Annotated in this window: 17 protein-coding genes; 7 read left to right on the plus strand and 10 right to left on the minus strand. The window is 45.5% G+C overall.

Features of this window, described 5'->3' with window-relative positions; translation table 11 throughout:
• Positions 1 to 460: 460 nt before the first annotated feature.
• Together EIZ48_RS25555 and phhA are read right to left on the minus strand one after the other, a co-directional pair.
• Complete coding sequence (locus EIZ48_RS25555; RefSeq protein ID WP_160657937.1) at positions 461 to 811, minus strand: 4a-hydroxytetrahydrobiopterin dehydratase; 351 nt, start codon at positions 809 to 811, stop codon at positions 461 to 463.
• Positions 804 to 1,616: a phenylalanine 4-monooxygenase gene (gene phhA, locus EIZ48_RS25560; RefSeq protein WP_160657940.1), complete on the minus strand. Its 813-nt coding sequence runs from the start codon at positions 1,614 to 1,616 to the stop codon at positions 804 to 806. The genes EIZ48_RS25555 and phhA overlap by 8 nt, the downstream gene beginning before the upstream one ends.
• Before the next feature lie 630 nt (positions 1,617 to 2,246).
• Between phhA and EIZ48_RS25565 the strand changes: the two genes are divergently transcribed.
• The 7 genes from EIZ48_RS25565 (at position 2,247) to EIZ48_RS25595 (ending at position 11,140) form a co-directional block, all read left to right on the plus strand.
• Positions 2,247 to 3,377, plus strand: coding sequence for a homogentisate 1,2-dioxygenase (locus tag EIZ48_RS25565; RefSeq protein ID WP_160657942.1), 1,131 nt, complete (start codon positions 2,247 to 2,249; stop codon positions 3,375 to 3,377).
• A 69-nt stretch (positions 3,378 to 3,446) separates the two neighbouring features.
• Positions 3,447 to 4,469, plus strand: coding sequence for a fumarylacetoacetate hydrolase family protein (locus EIZ48_RS25570; protein WP_160657945.1), 1,023 nt, complete (start codon positions 3,447 to 3,449; stop codon positions 4,467 to 4,469).
• Between the two features lie 11 nt (positions 4,470 to 4,480).
• A complete protein-coding gene (maiA, locus tag EIZ48_RS25575) occupies positions 4,481 to 5,119 on the plus strand; it encodes a maleylacetoacetate isomerase (RefSeq protein ID WP_160657947.1) in 639 nt (212 codons plus the stop codon).
• On the plus strand, positions 5,119 to 7,218 hold the full coding sequence (locus EIZ48_RS25580) for an acetoacetate--CoA ligase (protein WP_160657950.1): 2,100 nt from the start codon (positions 5,119 to 5,121) through the stop codon (positions 7,216 to 7,218). Before maiA ends, EIZ48_RS25580 begins: the two co-directional genes overlap by 1 nt.
• Before the next feature lie 77 nt (positions 7,219 to 7,295).
• Positions 7,296 to 8,279 (plus strand): CobW family GTP-binding protein, encoded by a 984-nt coding sequence (locus EIZ48_RS25585; protein ID WP_160657953.1) that lies wholly within the window; start codon positions 7,296 to 7,298, stop codon positions 8,277 to 8,279.
• 132 nt (positions 8,280 to 8,411) lie between these two features.
• Entirely contained in the window at positions 8,412 to 9,797 is a 1,386-nt protein-coding gene (locus EIZ48_RS25590; protein ID WP_160657956.1) for a TldD/PmbA family protein, read from the plus strand.
• The gene (locus EIZ48_RS25595) at positions 9,797 to 11,140 is read left to right on the plus strand and encodes a TldD/PmbA family protein (protein WP_160657958.1); all 1,344 of its coding nucleotides are present in this window, start codon (positions 9,797 to 9,799) and stop codon (positions 11,138 to 11,140) included. The genes EIZ48_RS25590 and EIZ48_RS25595 overlap by 1 nt, the downstream gene beginning before the upstream one ends.
• 94 nt (positions 11,141 to 11,234) lie before the next feature.
• Here EIZ48_RS25595 and EIZ48_RS25600 read toward each other — a convergent pair whose 3' ends face one another.
• From EIZ48_RS25600 to EIZ48_RS25635, 8 genes are all read right to left on the minus strand, one after another.
• A complete protein-coding gene (locus EIZ48_RS25600) occupies positions 11,235 to 11,483 on the minus strand; it encodes a hypothetical protein (protein WP_160657960.1) in 249 nt (82 codons plus the stop codon).
• Positions 11,484 to 11,550: 67 nt separating this feature from the next.
• Positions 11,551 to 12,708 (minus strand): cyclic di-GMP phosphodiesterase, encoded by a 1,158-nt coding sequence (locus EIZ48_RS25605; RefSeq protein ID WP_240153100.1) that lies wholly within the window; start codon positions 12,706 to 12,708, stop codon positions 11,551 to 11,553.
• A gap of 113 nt (positions 12,709 to 12,821) precedes the next feature.
• Positions 12,822 to 13,925 (minus strand): methyl-accepting chemotaxis protein, encoded by a 1,104-nt coding sequence (locus EIZ48_RS29800; protein WP_160657965.1) that lies wholly within the window; start codon positions 13,923 to 13,925, stop codon positions 12,822 to 12,824.
• A 301-nt stretch (positions 13,926 to 14,226) separates the two neighbouring features.
• Positions 14,227 to 15,174, minus strand: a complete 948-nt coding sequence (locus tag EIZ48_RS25615) for a helix-turn-helix domain-containing protein (RefSeq protein ID WP_160657968.1) — start codon at positions 15,172 to 15,174, stop codon at positions 14,227 to 14,229.
• A 51-nt stretch (positions 15,175 to 15,225) separates the two neighbouring features.
• Positions 15,226 to 16,356: a sensor domain-containing diguanylate cyclase gene (locus EIZ48_RS25620; RefSeq protein WP_160657971.1), complete on the minus strand. Its 1,131-nt coding sequence runs from the start codon at positions 16,354 to 16,356 to the stop codon at positions 15,226 to 15,228.
• A gap of 549 nt (positions 16,357 to 16,905) precedes the next feature.
• Positions 16,906 to 17,733 carry a hypothetical protein gene (locus EIZ48_RS25625; RefSeq protein ID WP_160657973.1) on the minus strand — a complete coding sequence of 276 codons (828 nt, stop codon included), beginning with the start codon at positions 17,731 to 17,733 and terminating at the stop codon, positions 16,906 to 16,908.
• Positions 17,734 to 17,744: 11 nt separating this feature from the next.
• Positions 17,745 to 18,989: a hypothetical protein gene (locus EIZ48_RS25630; protein WP_160657976.1), complete on the minus strand. Its 1,245-nt coding sequence runs from the start codon at positions 18,987 to 18,989 to the stop codon at positions 17,745 to 17,747.
• Positions 18,990 to 19,002: 13 nt separating this feature from the next.
• Positions 19,003 to 19,686, minus strand: a complete 684-nt coding sequence (locus EIZ48_RS25635; RefSeq protein WP_160657978.1) for a pirin family protein — start codon at positions 19,684 to 19,686, stop codon at positions 19,003 to 19,005.
• Between the last annotated feature and the right edge of the window lie 95 nt (positions 19,687 to 19,781).

Genomic DNA, 19,781 nt, shown 5'->3' on the forward strand with positions numbered 1-19,781 from the left:
TAGGCTAGGCGCCGATTTGAAGATCTAGTGGCTCTAAATCAATAATCGGTAACAACGCATAGAAGCCAAGTAAACTCGCCCTTTGGGAGTGAGCCAGCGAACTCATTTCTGTGTCAAATAACGTTGAAAGGGGCTACCATTCCTACCGATATTTTCCTTGAACTGAGCCCGCTGGCCTCACTCTGAATCCTGCATCTTGAGGTAGCTTGGGTATAGCACTCTAGTAGAGCCGATTATTAGTGACATAATAAAAAACCTCCCAAGTGGGAGGTTAAGTCAAGCAAGATAAAGTGAACGTCTAGTTACTACGAAGCTCATATGAGCAAATCTACTTATGGATGGATCAAGTGGTTTATTCGCCTATAACACTACTACTCACAGTATAGTTAACAATTCATGACCATATTAAATATATGGGTATATATCCAAGCTATCTTGCCCTGCTTTAAACATTCAACCTTTATAGATTTAACGACTGAAAGGCTAAATCCGTTTTCGCTGCACAGATGAAATCATTTTTATGCAGCCCTTTTACTGAATGGCTCCACCAGCAAACCGTCACTTTCCCCCACTCCAGCGTAATGGCCGGATGATGAAACTCTTCTTCGGCAAGCGCGGCCACTTTGTCGGCAAAAGCCCAGGCCTGCTTGAAATTCTTGAACTTATAGGCCCGCTCAAGCTGCTTAATTCCTTCCCTGCTAAGCACATCCCACTCCGGGATATTCTGAGACAGCTCGATCATCTCACGCTCGGTGACCATCGGCGCACCAACCTGGCAGGCTTCACACTTCAATTCATGTAATTCAGACATAGTCTCCCACAATCTCCTTATCTTTCGGTGGAAACATTGGCTCATGCAAGCCTAGCGATTTAGCCTCTAACACCATACTCATAATGTCTCTCTGGGCCAAATCGTAAAGTTGCTCAATACTGTCGAGCACGAAATATATCGGTTGCATAATATCGATACGGTAAGGGGTACGCATAATATCAACCGGATCAAACGGGCGATAAACAGGTTTATCACTGGTTACGGCATATTCTGTCTCGCCGGGTGACGATAAAATTCCCCCGCCGTAAATGCGCAAGTTATTATCCCGCCGTAGCAGGCCAAACTCGACCGTAAACCAATACAGACGAGCCAGGTATACCCGATCTTCTTTGCTGGCTTCATACCCCAACCGACCATAGGTGTGGGTAAATTCAGCAAAAGCCGTGTTAGTCAGCATGGCGCAATGGCCAAATATCTCGTGGAAAAAATCAGGCTCCTGCAGATAATCGAACTCTTCGCGACGGCGTAAGAAAGTGGCAACAGGAAACTGCTTGTTAGACAACAGGCTGAAGAAACGATCAAAATTGATCAATGCCGGCACCTCGACACACTCCCATCCGGTTGTTGACCGTAGCACCTGATTGATTTCTTCTAGTTGCGGTACCCGATCCAGAGGCAAACCTAGCAAGTCCAGCCCCTTGATGTATTCGTCACAGGCCCGGCCATCGATACTATTGAGCTGTCGAATCACCAAATCATGCCAGATTTGATCTTCTTCCGCGTTCCAGTCAATAAAGCCATTTTCATCCGGCTTCTTCGATACATATTTGTTCGCTACACCCATAAAATAACCTACTTTGTCTGTTCGCCTCACCCTGGCAATCTTCAATTATTCCCGTCTTCAATGCCGAATTCCCTCTATCTTCATTAAGGTTAGGTGCTTTCATGACGGCTATGGAACCACAGGAAGGAAAACAAACCCACGCACAGGTGTAACAAATTTTTTACATTATTTGTTAGGGTAATATACCCAAGCTACCTCAAGATGCTCGCTTCAGCGAGAATTACTTGGCTTGTAGGCTAGGCACCGATTATTAATCTAGTGGCTCTAAATTAATAATCGGTAACAACGCATAGAAGCCAAGTAAACTCGCCCTTTGGGAGTGAGCCAGCGTGCCCATTTCTGTGTCAAATAACGTTGAAAGGGGCTACCATTCCTACCGTTATCTTCCTTGAACTGAACCCGCTGGTCTCACTCTGAATCCTGCATCTTGAGGTAGTTTGGGTATAACTTTAATTACGTCTCGAAGCTGAGCTTGCATTTTCAAAATATAGTGTTAGTAAATAAATGGTTATGTAAAATTATCCGCACACTCCAGCGGATAAAATAATACGGATTTAGTTGCTTGTTCGTCCTTGCTCAGCCAGAGTTAATATATTGAGTTAACAAAACATTAACTTTAAGGATAAGGCAATGCGGCATTGGTTTCAGTTTCCAATCATTGAGGGAAAGGCATCCCGTCAGGCTCACTGCGATTTACCCGAAGGGACCTATGAACGTGAATGCGGCAAGGAGGGCTTTTTTGGCCCGGCCAGCCATATGTATCACGCCAACCCGCCGACAGGCTGGACACAGTGGGAAGGCCCGCTTCGTCCCCGCGCCATCGATACAACCAAGCTGGAGCAGCCAGGTGATTCCCCCTGGGATGCATCATTATTGCTGTTCAACAACAATGTAAAGATGCGGGTATGGAACAGCAAACAGAGCATGGACCATCTGGTGCGCAATGGCGACGGCGACGAAGTTCTGTTCATCCATCAGGGCCGCGGACAGCTCTTCTGTGACTATGGCCACCTCTCTTTCCGCGACGGCGATTATATTGTGATCCCCCGGGCGACAAGCTGGCGTATCGAGATTGAAGAGCCGGTGTCCATGCTGCTCATCGAGGCCACTAACAGTGGATACCAGATGGCAGAGCGCGGCCTGGTCGGCCAGCACGCGGTGTATGATCCGGCAATTCTGGAGTATGCCCGTATTGATGATGCTTTCTTGGCCCAGCAAAGCATGGAGCAGCAATGGCAAGTGAAACTGAAAGCCCGCAACCAGCTCAATACCATTACCTATCCGTTCAACCCGTTAGATGCCCAGGGCTGGAAGGGTAACCTGACCGTTTTCAAGCTTAACTGGCGCGATATCCGGCCACTGATGAGTCACCGCTATCACCTGCCGCCCTCGGCACACACGACCTTTGTCGCCAATGGCTTTGTGATCTGCACCTTTGTCCCCCGGCCGATCGAGAGTGATCCCGAGGCATTGAAAGTGCCCTTCTATCACAACAATGATGATTATGACGAAGTACTGTTCTATCACAGAGGCAACTTCTTCAGCCGGGATAATATCGAAGCCGGCATGATCACCCACCACCCTTGCGGCTTTTCCCATGGACCACACCCCAAGGCACTAGCCAGCAGTATGGAAAACCCGAAAAAGGAAACCGATGAAGTTGCGGTGATGCTCGACACCCGGTGGCCGCTTGAAATCGCCGATTTACCTGAAGGTGTTGAAAATAAAGACTATGTTTATTCATGGTTAAACAAAAAATAAGCCGCTTACGGCTGCGATGGCAACGATTAACCCGATGAAATAATTTACATTGTAAATAAGGAGTCGAGAGTGAAACTAGCTTCTTTAAACCATGGCCGAGACGGACAACTCGTTGTTGTCTCTCGTGATTTGACCCAAGCCGTGCATGCCCATGACATTGCTCCTACCCTGCAATTTGCTCTCGACAACTGGGAGCAGGTCGAAGGCGATCTTCAGCACCTATACCGAAACCTCAACGACGGCACGGCCCATGATATCTTCCCGTTCAATCCCAAGCTTTGCACCTCGCCGCTTCCCCGTGCCTACCAATGGGCTGACGGCAGTGCCTATGTCAATCATGTCGAGCTGGTACGCAAGGCCCGTGGCGCAGAAATGCCGGAAAGCTTTTGGACGGATCCGCTAGTCTACCAGGGCATGTCCGATGCCTTCCTCACCCCAACCCAGGATATCGCCGTTGCCGACGAAAACTGGGGCATTGATTTCGAAGCCGAGATCGCCATTGTCACCAATGATGTCGACATGGGGATCCGTACCGAGGAAGTCCACGGGCACATCAAGTTGCTGATGCTGGTCAATGATGTTTCGCTCCGTAACCTGATCCCGGCCGAGCTGGCCAAGGGCTTTGGCTTCTTCCAGTCCAAACCGGCCTCGGCTTTCTCTCCGGTTGCGGTTACCCCGGACGAACTGGGCGGCAACTGGCATGACTACAAGGTTCACCATCGCCTGACGGTTCATCACAATGATGTCCTATTCGGCCAGCCCCATGCCGGAACGGATATGACATTTAATTTTGCCGAACTGGTTCAGCATATTGCCAAAAGCCGTCCGCTCAGTGCCGGTACAATTATCGGCTCCGGCACCGTTTCAAACCGAGACCGTTCCAGCGGCTCCTGTTGCCTTGCCGAGCGCCGTATGCTGGAAATCATCGACAACGGGGTCGCCGAAACACCTTTCATGCGCTTCGGCGATACGGTCAGAATTGAAATGTTCGACGACAACGGCCAGTCCATTTTTGGGGCAATTGAACAGAAAGTGGCGCGTTATGAACATCGCTACCATGATGAAGACCTCAACCACCACAGACCAAGCTGAGCGGGGAAATCATGAAGCTTTACGACTATTATCGTTCTTCCGCTTCCTACCGGGTACGCATTGCCCTTAATCTCAAAGGGTTGAGCTATGAGCATTATCCGGTGTCGCTGTTGGATAACGAACAGAGCAGCACCAGTTACACGTCCCTCAATCCCAGTGCCCTGGTTCCGAGCTTTGAATCGGACAGAGGATTGTTAGGCCAGTCGATTGCCATTATGGAGTACCTGGAAGACTGTTACCCCGAGCCCGCGATCTTACCGAGTTCTCGCTGGGAGAAAGCCAAATGCAGAGAAATATCGCTGGCGATTGCCTGTGATATTCACCCGCTGAACAACCTGAGAGTCCTGAACTACCTTCACAGTGAGTTCGGGGTGCACCAAAACGAGAAAATGATTTGGTATCACCATTGGCTCAGCCAGGGATTTCAAACCCTTGAAACGCTGCTAAGTGACAGTACCCATCATTTTTGCTGTGGCGATACGCCAACCATGGCCGATATCTGCCTGCTCCCCCAAATCTACAACGCACGGCGCTTTGGGTTTGATGTTGGCCCCTACCCTACCCTGCAGCGCATTGAGCAGCACTGTCTTCATCTTGATGCGTTCGTCCGTGCCCACCCTGACGCCCAAAGTGAACAAGGAACCTCCTGATGACAGAGAACGGTGATGATCCTACTTTTCAGGTTAATTCGACAGCTCATCCGCAAATGATGTGGATGCCAGAGAAAGATCGCATTCATGACAGCCTGCTGTACCGGTTCATGGTGGATCTCAGCGAAAAAAAGAACACCTTGTACCATGATTACAACCAGCTTCATCACTGGACCATCGAACATAGCGAAGAATTTTGGGATATGCTGTGGGACTTTTGTGACGTCAGGGGCGAAAAAAACCGACCAATCACCCAATGCCCCCCTAACAGCCAGTTGCCGGCCAAAGAAACCCAATGGTTTCCTCATGCAAACCTCAACTTTGCCGAAAATTTACTTAAAAACTGGAATCTTCACGCTGCCGCCGATGCCATTATCTTCCATTGTGAAGGGGCTCCCGGGCGGCGACAGCATCTCAGCTGGCAACAGCTATACCGCCAGACTTCACAAGTAGCCACTTTTATGGCTGAAAACGGGGTTAAACAAGGCGACGTCGTGGCGGCCTATATCCCCAATATTCCCCAAGCAATCGTAGCTATGCTGGCTACGACTTCATTGGGGGCAATATGGACGTCAACCTCTCCGGACTTTGGCGTGGAGAGCGTCGTTGAGCGATTCGGCCAAACAAAGCCCAAGCTATTGATCTGTGCCGATGGCTACTTCTACAACGGAAAAGTGCACAACAGTCTGGATAAAGTCAGTGCGATGCTGGAAAAGCTCCCCAGTGTGAAGCAATTACTGATCATCCCCTATACGGAAGGCAGCAAGACAGAAGGTGACAATACAATAGAAAATGAAAGGGGCGCCATTTCTCGATCTTCTGATTCTCGGCCTTCTGGCAAACAACCGGTAGCGACTGCGTGGTGGGATGATATGCTCGAGCAATTCCCTGCATGCCCCCTTTCTTTCACTCAGGTACCGTTCAATCATCCGCTGTATATCCTCTACTCTTCGGGAACAACAGGACAACCCAAATGCATCGTCCACAGTACCGGCGGAACCCTGCTCAACCACCTGAAAGAACATCAGCTCCACTGCAATCTGAAATCGGGAGACCGGCTGTTTTACTTCACCACCTGCGGCTGGATGATGTGGAACTGGATGGTCAGCGGTCTGGCATCCGGGGCCAGCCTGGTTCTCTATGATGGCTCGCCCTTCTTTCCTGATGGCAATGTATTGTGGGATATGGCTGAACAGGAATCGGTCACTCAGTTTGGTACATCGGCGAAATACCTCGAGGCACTGGAAAAACAAGGCTACCAGCCGAGATCAAACCATGATTTATCATCACTCAATACCTTGTTTTCGACCGGTTCGGTACTGGCCCCCGAGCAGTTCGACTACGTCTATCAAGCGATAAAATCCGATTTACAGCTCGCGTCTATTTCCGGCGGCACTGACATCTGTGGCTGTTTTGCCATCGGGAATCCTCTCAATCCAGTCTACCGTGGGGAATGCCAAGGGCGAGCGCTCGGTATGGATGTACAGGTATTTGACGATAACGGCCGTTCACTATTCCAGCAACAGGGAGAGCTGGTTTGCTGCAACAGCTTCCCCAACCAGCCCGTCGGCTTTTGGAGTGACGAGGGTGGCAGCCGCTATCACAAAGCCTATTGGCACACCTTCCCCAACACCTGGCACCATGGCGATTATGTCTCGCTGAGCGAGACGGGCGGAATGACCTTCTATGGCCGCTCCGATGCCGTATTGAACCCTGGCGGTGTCCGAATTGGTACCGCCGAGATCTACCGTCAGGTAAATCCGCTCGAAGAGATCACCGACTCAGTGGTTATCGGCCAACACTGGCGCAATGATGTTCGGGTGGTACTCTTTGTCCAGCTAGCAGAGGGATACGAACTGGATGATGAACTAAAGGCGACGATTTGCCAGCGGATCAGACAACATTGTTCACCGCGCCATGTGCCGGCTGTCATTCTGGCAGTTAAGGATATTCCCCGTACAAAGTCGGGAAAACTGGTCGAGCTGGCCGTACGCAACATCGTCCATCACCAGCCGGTCAAGAATGTCGGGGCTCTGGCAAATCCGCAAGCCCTTGAACAGTATAAAAATCACCCAGAGTTACAAGATGAAGCAAATTAAGTTGTCCAATCTGGCTCGGATAGGTTTATAGAATGATATGATGCCTTCATCAGGCTACAAGGAGAACTGTTACCCAAATGAAGCGCATTCCAACCAACATTATCACCGGCTTTTTAGGTGCCGGAAAAACGACTTCCATACTTTCTCTGCTGGCACGTAAGCCAGAAAATGAAAAGTGGGCGATTCTAATCAACGAGTTTGGCAATATCGGCGTTGATGGTGCGATTCTTGACCAGCAAGGCGCTATCGTGAAAGAAGTTCCGGGTGGTTGCATGTGCTGTGTAGCAGGCTTGCCGATGTCCGTTGGCATTAATGCTCTCTTGGCACAAAAGCCTGATCGTCTGCTGCTCGAGCCGACCGGTCTTGGCCACCCGAAGGAAGTGATCGCCAAGCTCACTTCTGAGAGCTACCGTAACTATATCGACCTGAAGGCAACCATTACGGTTGTCGATCCGCGTCATTTTTCCGATACCCAGTATACCGACAACCAAAACTTCCAGGATCAACTCGCGCTGGCAGATGTCGTTGTCGCTAACAAAATAGACCAGTGCGCTAACGAAGATCTGGCTGCTTTTGAGGCATTTACCGCTAAATCCGATCCGGCAAAAGCCGCCATTGGCAAAGTTGAGCAAGGTCAGCTTGACCTCGACTGGCTGGCTATCGAACGAACTGAACGTCAGGCACAGCACAGCCATCATCACCACAGTCACGGCGAAGCCGCGCCATTGGAAGAATTTGAACTGGCTCCCGGCGAAACCTTTGCTCGTCGCGAAAACAGCGGCCAGGGATATCGCAGCTGCGGCTGGTTCTTCGCCGCCGATCAAATTTTCGACTTTTCGAAACTCTTTACCCTGCTTTCCAATGTCAACGCCCAGCGTGTCAAAGCCGTGGTTAATACAGAGCGTGGCTGCTTTGCCTTCAACGTGGTCAACCAGGTCGTCTCTGTCAACGAACTATCGCTGAACGGGTTCGAGTCACGGATAGAATTTATCGACAAAGAAGCACTACCGTGGGACGAGCTAGAGGAGATCCTGTGCTCTCTGGTCACGGTTCAATCATGATTGGCGAGTCAAGATTTTGAATTTCATGCTAATAATGAGTATGGATAGCATTAAAATTGCAGTCGAACAGAATTAATTTGTCCATTGAAGGCCCTGTTTGGCAATGGACCTAATCACAAGCAAGGAGCAAATATGCTAAACCCTGCTACTGCGAAAGCAGTCATTGATCATGCGCTATTCCTCGGTGCTGACTTTGCTGAACTCTTCGTTGAGCATCACCAGTCCAGTTCCGTCGAGCTTATCTCCGGCGACATTGACAAGGTAAACTCGGGTATCGACTTCGGTATCGGGATCCGCTTGTTCTTCGGTTATAAAGTACTGTACGGCTACACCAACAGTACTGATGAAGAAGAGCTCAAGCGAGTTACCGGGCTGCTGGCAGCCAAGGACAAGCGAGACCAGATTGCCAATGCGGCAGCCTTGAACCTCAGCCGTTATAACAGCAAACATCAATGCCAACAGCCATTGGCACAAGGGGCCAACCTTGAAGCCAAAATCGCTTTCCTTAAAGAAACCGATCAAGCTGCCCGCAGTGAAGACGAGAAGATTTCTCAGTTTATCGGCCGTATCCTGCAGCGCGAACAACAGATAGAAATCTTTAACTCGACCGGCCTGCATATCGGCGACACCCGCCACTATACACGTGTCGCGGCAACAGCCATCGCCCAGAACGGCAGCGAGCAGTCAACTGGCTTTGAAGCGCCTGGCGCCCTGACTGGCTGGGAGTTCAATACCCGCCTTGATGCCCGTGAGCTAGGCCAGCACGTTGCCAAGCAGGCAATGGTTAAGCTGTTTGCCGATAACTGCCCGTCAGGCGAAATGCCCGTTATCATCGGTAACGGCTTTGGTGGCGTGATATTCCACGAAGCCTGTGGTCACCTGCTTGAAACAACATCGGTGGCCAAGAAAGCCTCGGTATTCCACGACAAGATGGGCGAAATGATCGCCAACCCTGTCGTCAATGCTGTAGATGACGGCACCATGACCAACGAATGGGGCTCTATCAATATTGATGATGAGGGCATGGAGACTCAACGCACTCAGCTTATCAAAGACGGCAAGTTAACCAGCTTTATGGTTGATCATATGGGCTCGCTCAAAACGGGTTATGAGCCGACAGGCTCTGGCCGTCGTGAATCCTACAAATACGCACCGACATCGCGTATGCGCAATACCTTCATCGAGCCGGGTGAGAGTTCACTGGACGAAATGATCAGCAGCGTCGAGCACGGTATTTTTGCCAAGAAGATGGGCGGCGGTTCGGTTCAACCGGGAACGGGGGAATTCAACTTTGCCGTGCAGGAAGCCTACCTGATTGAAAACGGCCAAATCACCAAACCGCTGAAATCAGCCACGCTGATCAGCACCGGACCAAAAGTGCTGAAAGAAATCAGCATGGTGGGCAAGGACTTTGAATTAGCCGCCGGCATGTGCGGTTCCGTCAGTGGCTCTGTGCCGACAACTGTGGGACAGCCGGCTCTGAAGGTCGACAACATTCTCGTGGGAGGTGGCAACTAATGGCCGATCAAAACAAACTTCAACAAGCGATTGATCAGGTACTGGAGCGTGCCAGCGCAGCCGGTGCCGAAGCCGATGTTATTGCCAACTGCAGCAATAACTTCTCACTGAAAGCCAACGGCGGTGAGCTTGATGAGTACAAGGTAACGTCAGGCCAGGTCATTGGTGTTCGTGTCGTCAAAGATCAGCGTATTGCGACCTGCTACTCAGAATCACTGGAGCCAACCAGTCTGGATACCATGGTGGAGCATGCACTGCAAAACGCCCTTTACACCAAACAGGACGCACACCAGACAATCAGCTGTATCAACAGCCAGTTAACCACTGACGTTGCCGAAATCTATCAACAGGACGAAGCAACTGTTGATGACAAAATAGCCCTTGCCCTGTCATTAGAGAGCGGCGTTGTTTCCAAGCCTAACGCCAAAGCCGCTCCTTACAACGGTTTCGGCGAGTCAGACAGCCAGGTCATTATTGCAAACACCCAGGGCACCTTGTGTCAGCATCAGGAACGTTCGACCTACTGTTACGCCTATACCCTTTACGAGCATGATGACAAGCAGTCTATGCACGGTGGTATGTCATCGGGTCGACGCTTCGACGATCTTGATCCTAACTACTGTATTAACCACGGCTATGAAACTGCCAAGGCGCTGCTGGATGGTTCACCGATTGCCACTGGTAGCTACTCGGTGATCTTTGATCTCAGCTGTCTGAGTAGCCTGTTTGGTGCATTCGGTATGTGCCTGTCTGGTCAGTCTGCGATGAAGGGCATTAACCCATGGCGTGAGGCGCTACATCAGCAGGTAGCCAGCCCGCTATTAACCGTCTCTGACATCGCTTTCATTGAGGGCGGCTCAGCCATCAAAGCATTTGACAGCGAAGGCTATGCAACCCGAGATACTATCTTGATCGGTGAAGGCCAACTACAGAGCTTGCTGCACAACAGCCACACAGCGAGCTTCTTTGGTATCGACAACACTGCGAACGCCTCACGCTCGGCGAAAGGCGGACTGGGTGTCTCATCACGCCATACGGTGATAGCAACCGGTACCAGCTCTGATGCTGAAATCACAGCCGGAGAATATCTGGAATTGGTTGAACTGCAGGGGGTTCACTCTGGGGCCGATGCCGTCAGCGGTGACTTCTCATTCGGAGCCAGCGGCTTCCTTTGCCGTGATGGCAAACGCATCCAGCCAGTACGTGGCATCACCGTTGCCGGCAATTTCTATCAGTTACTGAAAGAAGTTGATGCCGTCGGTAAGACCCTGAACCACGACTACGAACGTGACTTCTTTGCCCCTCAAATTCGCTTCAACAAGCTAAGCATTGCCGGTAAATAAAGGACGGCAATAATAGCAGCTAACGCGAAAGCGGGAAGTCAAAAACAACAAAGGCGAGCTCCGGCTCGCCATTGTTTTCAATTTATCGATATTGCTAACCAATCGCTTTATCGGGATCAATCTGATAGTAAGTATTAACACTCGAGCTCGCGAGTTCAGGTTCAAGAAAATCCCTTATACTCTCGATAGAATCTGCTTCCCACATGCATTGACACATTTGTTGCTGTACGCTGACCAAAGTAGAATGGAGCCGCATCCCAGACGGTGGATGGGTTAACGCCCCGCTGGCTTTTTGCCAGAATAACTCAGGATCAGTGATTTCATGTTGAATCGCAATAAACATATCCCGCTCCCTTAGTTCTATAAAAAGTATAGCGAGGAATAAGCATTATGGTTTAATCCAAATGAAATTAACGATAAGGCGTAGGGTCGATATTCTCGGCATTTAGGCTTAATCCACGTTCAATAACAAGCTCTTTATGTTTAGCCAGATTGACAATATCAACCTCGATATAGCGCTTATGCCTTGTCGAATAAAAGCACTTAATCATTGGCTGAAGAAGCGATGACTCATTGGACTCCCAGACAATGCCGGCTCGCCCGTCTGAAAGCTCGACAAGAGAGCCAACCGGGTATACACCAATGTTCCAAATAAATTTGTCTAACAAGTCACTATCTAATTGATGCGGCGCCATAGATCTAAGGATTTTAAAAGCTGCTGCAGGGCTCAGAGGTTCTTTGTAACAACGGGCTGCGGTTAATGCATCATAGATATCAACGATTGCACTCATTCTGCCGACTAAAGAGATCTCATCACCTGTCAAACCTTTGGGATAGCCGCTGCCGTCAAGCTTTTCATGATGAAGCAGACTAACCTGACGACTCATCTCAGACAAATCCGGCATACTGGCGATGATGGGCTCTGACAATGTTTGATGCTGCTTAATATGCTCAAACTCTTCTTCGGTTAACCGACCAGGTTTATGCAAGATATCATCATCAATTTGGGTTTTACCTACATCATGCAATAAACCGCCAATGGCTAACTGTTTTAGGATATGTTTATTGAACCCTAAATATCGGCCAAAATTCACCAATAAAAAAGCGACATTTAATGAGTGTTCGAGTAAATAGGTATCTTTATTACGTATCGCCGATACACATTGGATCGCATCCGGATTACTTAGAATAGAACAAACAATATTATCTGATAGCTCCTCGACAGGGCGAACATCAATATTCTTTCCTTGATATAAATTATCTATAGTTTTACTCAACAGATCCTTTGACTGTGTCACAATGGACTCCGCGCGTTTCAGCTCGACTTCAAAAGATGTAGTTTTTAATTGCGTTGTGTTGAGTTGATTTATACTGGGGATATAATTTTTAAGATCTGACTGGTTAAAATCAACCCAAACGACTTTTATACCATTCCCTCTAATTTGAGATATTTGCTTCTCTGTATGGATTCTTCCCGGGTGATTAACACGAAGACGCCCTTTGGCATTTTCTAGTTCTACAACAAAAAGACCTTGGCAAATATCTTCAACTTTAACTGCCTGTATCATTACTCTCCCCCCCATCCCTGAGTGGCCTTATATAATTAATACACAACAAAGTATGGCTTGATGTCAATTTCATTAAACTTTTCATTTACGATTAAGTTACACTCAACATTTGTTCAAGCGAACTCAACATTATTTTCATACGCTTCTTTACTCATTTTTTCTAAATAGCTAATAACCAAACTTCCCGCTTCTTCCATTTTGGCCAATAACGTAAAAGCATCATCATTTTGCTCATTCTTGAACGCCTCTATCGCTTTAGCGCCATAATAATGAGTATCAATATGGGGTTTTTCCAATAACTTATAACTTGGTAGGTGAGAGAAAAACGCCTTCCCATTGCCTTTATAATACCACTGACCAAGTCTGCAATGGCAATGATCAACCAATTGATTAGTATCTAAACGTGTCTCGCGTATACGCTTGTAAATATCTATTTTCCATGAGACGTGATCTAACTTAACAAGATGAATAAAGAGCTGAATGTAACTGTCTCTCACCACCTTGTACAAGGTATTTGCGTTATCAACAAAACGGGAAACCATATCTACAAGTATATTAAGCTTTTCCCCTAATAGGGAAAAATCATTCGTCACATCGCTTACGCCTTGACGACAAGATGATGTATTTACGCCAATTTCTTTAACAACATCTTTGATATGCTTTGCTGAATTGCGAGCAGTCTGCGCGAGCACCCTTACTTCATCTGCCACCACGGCAAAACCACGTCCATAATCCCCGGCACGGGCGGATTCAATAGCAGCATTTAGCGCAAGTAGATTTGTCTGCTCTGAAATACTGTCAATTGAAACGATATATTTTGTGATTTCATCGGAGTTAAGCTTAAGCATGTTAACCTGCTCTCCCACTCCATTAACACGATCTTTTGTTGCAAGTAACGTAGTCTGGAAGCTTCTTAATAATTCAATACCATCACGAGTTTCAGTCTCGTATGAATCTAAGAAAATCTTCGTATTCTCCACAGAGTCCGATATGCTCTTCCTTATAGCTTCAAGTGGGTGCGCAGTATCTAACACCCTAGAGAACAACCCCTCATAGTAATATCTTTTTTTTATTTCATTGGTGACATCACTTGTTAAGACATCAATCTTATGCTTAAGTTCATCACGCTGATTATTGCATCTATCAAGTTCACTTTTTAGAGCCTCTATCTGAAACTCATAATTTCTAACATCACTGTCAAACAGAAGTGAAAACATGAAGAATCATCCTTATAATAATTCATTACAGTTCTAGCGGCTACAACAACACAAACACTAATATTGAATATAGCAAAAAACTGCCTGTACAATATTTAGCAGTGAGCTAATCATTATCAGTCAATAATGTGAGGCTTGTTCCACTAATTCTATTAATAACAATAACAAAAGATTGAATTAATATACACTCATATCATAGATATACCGACATTTTTTCGTTTTTTGTACATTATTATCAAGTTATAATTTCTTGCTTTTATTATTTATAGAACAAGTATTTAAAGCGTAAAATATCATACAATTACTCAGCCTTATTTCGCTTTAATGTATCTTTAGGATACTCATGAAACAATTCGAAGTACTCACCACTAAACCGTCCAGGATTTTCGACATTCATTTTTTTTAGAGTCTCTCCGACAGACAAGCTACCAAATTTTCTTTCAAACTCAAACCGAGCAAAATTCAATCTCGCCATTAATAAAAATTGCTTTGGCGAAATAGAGATCACTTTCTTAAAAGCATACTCTAGCGTTCTCGTACTACAAAAACAGTTTCTTGCGAGATCGCCTACTTCAAGTTTTGATTTTATATTTAGGTTGATATAAGCAAAGGCACGCAGAATGATGACAAACCGCTTATCATAAACAAAGCTCGATTCCGTATAAATACCAGGCTTATTAAACAATAACTTAACATTTCTCAATATATAATCCTGAACAAGAAGACTCATTTCCGGTGAAATGAAAACATTATACCTTATTGAATATTCAATGATGCTGATAACTCTTTTTGAAATCAGCTGAGTCTTTGGCAGGATCACTTTTCTGTTTCTAATTTCACTCGATAACTTAATTATATTGCTAACTTCTTCTTCCCCTAGCACATCTACCAAGTATCTTTTCTTGATTAAGAGAACAAAGACTTCGACACCGGGAGGTAAAACAGAAACGATTTCCTCATTCGGTGCCACAATAAAAACATCATCATAGCCTAACTTAACTCCATTTACAGTAATAGCATCATCTCTATTAAAGAAAGCTATATATAAGTAATCACTAGTACATACGCCATGGTAAAGCACTTTATTACTGGTTATTTCCTTTGATGCTTCTAATTTCGGAAAGCTTAATACATACCTAGATGCTTCAAACTCTCCTCTTGATAACTGGCATACGACTTGATTTAATGGATCACATGAAAGGCTATATTGTTCTATCGAGTCATAAGTTAAATGCCGTATTTTTACCATATACTCCAAATTCTTCTATCATTTTACGAAAGTAATTGGTAATTGTATTACTCACATCTCTTCTAAATGAAAGTAAATAGATGTCCCATTGGATTTTTTTGCCTGATACATGGCTTTATCTACTAAATCTATACCCATATCAAGATCCAAGTTATTCGTATCAAAAACACCAACGCCTATACTTGCGTTAACATTAAGTAAGTACTCTCTTGTTTTGACTTTTTCTGAAAATACACCTTTTATTTTATTTGTAATTGGGCTAATTGCTGAACTTTTTAATCCTGTAAATACCATGACAAATTCATCACCACCAAATCTTGCTATACAATCATCACCTCTTATGCAGTGTTTTAGTCGATGTGCGACAGTCACAAGAACTTCATCACCAACTGAATGACCTAATGTATCATTAAGCTTTTTGAAGTGATCAATATCAATATAAAACATAACTACAAACCCGTCGACACCCATATTGTCATCAAGTATTTTAATCAGTTTATCTTTGAATATTCTTCTATTCGGCAACCTTGTCAGGGGATCAATATTTGCTTCTATCCACAGTTTCTCTTTATCTAGCTCTTGTAATCTTAGATCTCTCACAATAGCGACAAAACATTCAGAGCCATTGTAACGGCCTACTGATATATTAACCTCCACCGGTATCGGAGAGTTGTCTTTTCTCAAGTGTGTTGACTCAATTGTAATACTTTTTTTTCTCTCTACTAAATCAATAATTTCATTCCATCGCCCTATTGCTCCATTTGTAGAGTCAATCTGAGAAAACCTCATTCTCAACATTTCATTATAACTATATTGCAATCGGCCAAATGCATTCCGGTTGCATCCAATAATTTTCATTGAAATTGGGTTAATTATATATATGGCATCATCAGTATTAAATAGTAAGGATTGAAATGTAGTTTCATCATTTTTAAAAACAGATAAAAATGCACTTGCTAACTTTTTTGTTATTCTTTTCACATGTTGATTTACACCAAATTTCACAGAGCCATGATTACTACTTACGTTTCTTGCAAAGAGGAAGTTCACATAAACAGCGACAGCGAAGATAATTCTGATAATGTCAATCGGAAGCTTATATGCAACACAGTGCTTTGCTTTATTCTCATAGAATAACTCGTCATTACCACTTCCCCAGAGAATAATCTTAATGATTTTCATATCAAAAATCTCCTCTCGCTAGTTGTTATTTTGCTAAATTATCATTTTTTACCCCATAAAAATTTATCTATTTCACTTATCCGCCTATATCAGCCAGGTTATTCATCATACATATTTAAAAAACAAACGATATTTCCTTAAAAATCTATCCTCTCATATATGTATGACAAACATTATGTTAAGTTATTAATATTCCTTTTCAATATATTAATAAATATAACTGCTAAAGTTAGGTTTATAAACAGAGCGGACGACAAATTGCGTATATTGTACATTTCACAATATGCAATTGCTTTTATCTTTTGATGTTAGTGTGTTGCGGACGTGTCAATAATGAGCACATAATTTTGAAAGGAACGGACTGGATAACTTTTCTTGCCAAAGTTTTCGATAGCAAATTAATGCTGCACGATAACAAATTTCCACCTATTGTTAAATACACTCACTGAATAGTTTGTCGAGAAAAGCCTCAGGAAGCGTATGCATTTCGCGCACACTAAAGAGAAAGCTTTCATGAGGCTTCTCAATAACTTTTTGATAATATCAGTGTTAGTATTCAGGAACTATCGGGATGCTAATCCATTGCTCCTGACCTGCACTTTCAGCAGCTAACGAAGGTTGATCAAATAGCCCTGTTATCCTGTTGCCCGCAACATCTTCTAATATGGGATCAATAACTAACTGATACTGGTTTTTGTCCCACGTTATATCCGGATAAAATAGCCACATCTCTTCATGTTCTGAAAGCTCAATACTTCCAGCAACACTTTGCCCCTTCTGATCTTTCACTCTGATACGATATGCCAGCGAAACATGATCCATCTTGCCATTAAGCTCAATAGTCAACGCTTCGCTTGAGCCCTTATTAGGGTGATGAATAACCCACTTATCCACATCAGGCACTTCATAATCAGCTTCTACGGCTTTAAAGGGCTTCCGGTATTCCTTTTCTAAGTGGCAACCGTCGGCATCTTTCGCCATAGTATCGATAACTAGCTGATAGTCCTCTCCCGATGTCAAAGCTCTCCCCATTGCATTATGAGCAACAAGACCTGTTTTTACTCGGCCCGGATCAAAAAGCAATGTCAGGCGTGAACTGTCTGTACTCCAAAGTGCAAACTTGTTATCAAGAAATACACCGTGCAGCCTATTACCCTCCTTATCCTCTAAATACACTGACGATAAAATATCTTCACGATACATTGGCTTAGAGAAATACACATAAAATCGAAGCAAGTTCTCGGGAAGTCTATCAGCAGTCGGGTAGACTGCTGATACATGTGCTTTCTCTGCTGCTGGCTCGCAGGTTGAAGCTATAATCGTAGATGAAAAAATACTTAGCCCAATGGCCAGGCTAAACAGAAAAGCAGCTCTCATATTCCTCTCCTTTAACGAACCAGATCGCTATATCCTGCATCGGTTTTCAATAGATTCTGAAAGTTCCTGAACATTTCCTGCTCAGGAATATATTTATAGTTGGAGAAGTTATACTCACTAATAAAGTCATTCAGACGGAAATATGCCCCTTTGCGGAAAGAAACCAAGTCCATGTCACCCGTCACCAAATTTCTTTTTAGCGTTGCGATGAACTGTTCATCCTGATCAGCAGCCTGAAGCACTCCAGCCAGCGGTACCGGGCGTGTGGCAACACCTGCTTTAGCCCACATTTCTGGCGCAGAGAGGCCTTGCTGCTTATTAGCATTAACAATATCTGCTACACGAATTAAATCGGCACTGCGCTCTTTATGAAATACCAGCACATAATCTTCCATCTTTTGTTGTTCATTCTGGGCAGTAAAATGAACGACATCCAAAGGCGTATTGCCATAGCCCAACTCAGCAATGGTTTTGCCTTTTACGTGGGCACCGTCGTTTAGTTTGCTTGTCGGTATAGTCACCAGTGGGGTACATGTATAAGCTGCGACAACAGTTTCTTCTCCATCCAGATCCAATACTGTCATCGCCCGAATCGGTGCTCTTGTCTCAGTCTGATTATGGACGGTGTGATAAATCTCTACATGAGAAGTGGTCAAAGATTTATCAAATGGGTATGGAATCTTACGCAACGTAGAAGAAAACTCGCCCGTGGACAAGCTGGATACGTAGAGTGAACCATTCACATAATCCAGATCTGTTATCCCTAATGTTGATGCCGGAATGTCACGCCAGAACTTCACCCCATCGGTTGCAGTTTTAGTTAATTTCTTTACCGTATTCGGCAGTGACCTCAAATCTACTCTAGTGATTACTCCTGCCTGGTTGGCACGAATAATAACAGGCGTCCGCTTGCCCTTTTGTTGAATCGACAAAGAGATATAGGCTTCTTTACTGACCGGATGAATCGCAATGTCATGATAATGCAGTAGGTGGCTATCCACTCCCAGCAACTTGGCGATTTTAGTGCCAGCCCCCTCAAGGTTATAACTCATTGACGTTTTCGCCGGTTTCACATCTGGCAAGGTATAGGCAAATATCTGCCCGCCGTCAGAATCGGCCACAAACAATGTATTTTTCTCTGCAAACTCAAGAATAGTTGCTGATACAGGCTGAGCCCCGGCAATGGCTGCCTGGCTGGCAGTACCAAAAGAAAGTGCTGCTATCACGTTGAGCGCAAGTACATTTAACTTCTTCATAATCACCTCTTCTTTACTTACTCTTTATCAGAACCAAACCAAAACTGTCATCTGACTTAAGTTCCAGTGAATCACCTTCAATAAGATCTCCGGCTTGAACAAACACACCATTAGCCTTAGCGGTACCCTCAGAGATCATGGCGATAAATGGCTGCTCACATTCAACGGTCTGCCCCTTTGCAATGAAACCAACCTGACAGACCATATTGCTGTTGAAGCTCTCACCGTTATTGCCACCTAATACAGTCGTAAGATCTCCCTGTTTTAAGGCAAAATTCTGGTACGCAGGCTCCAGCCCGGTTTCTGGCGGCAAAAACCAAATCTGCAGTATTTCAGCTTTGGTATTATTTCTACTGAACTCGGCATGTTGCATACCTGTACCAGCACGTTGAACCTGAACACCGGGACCTTCGATAACGGTCCCGTCTCCCAGGCTACCTTTATGCCCGACAGCACCGTTCAAAATAACGCTGACGATATCAACATCATTATGTGGATGCAGAGGCGCCCCTTCATTTGGCTTAAAATAGCCGCTCGCAAGGTAAATGAAATCCCCCAAACCATGGCTGATGTCTTTACGGTTCTTTGCATCTTTCCAAATCAACGGGCTCTTCACCATATGAGTTTCGACGATGCCCGCAAAACCACCCACCGGGAGATCATTACGATGGATTATGCGTAGTGGTTGTGTATTCATTTTGTGTTCTCCTTACGGCTCTTGCACACGGTAAGCATCCGTAAATCTAGTTGAGTTTAGTCAATACCCATAGGGTTGCTCCTTTGTTAAAGACG

It is taken from the genome of Photobacterium alginatilyticum (assembly GCF_009910675.1).
Classification (GTDB): Bacteria; Pseudomonadota; Gammaproteobacteria; order Enterobacterales; family Vibrionaceae; genus Photobacterium; species Photobacterium alginatilyticum.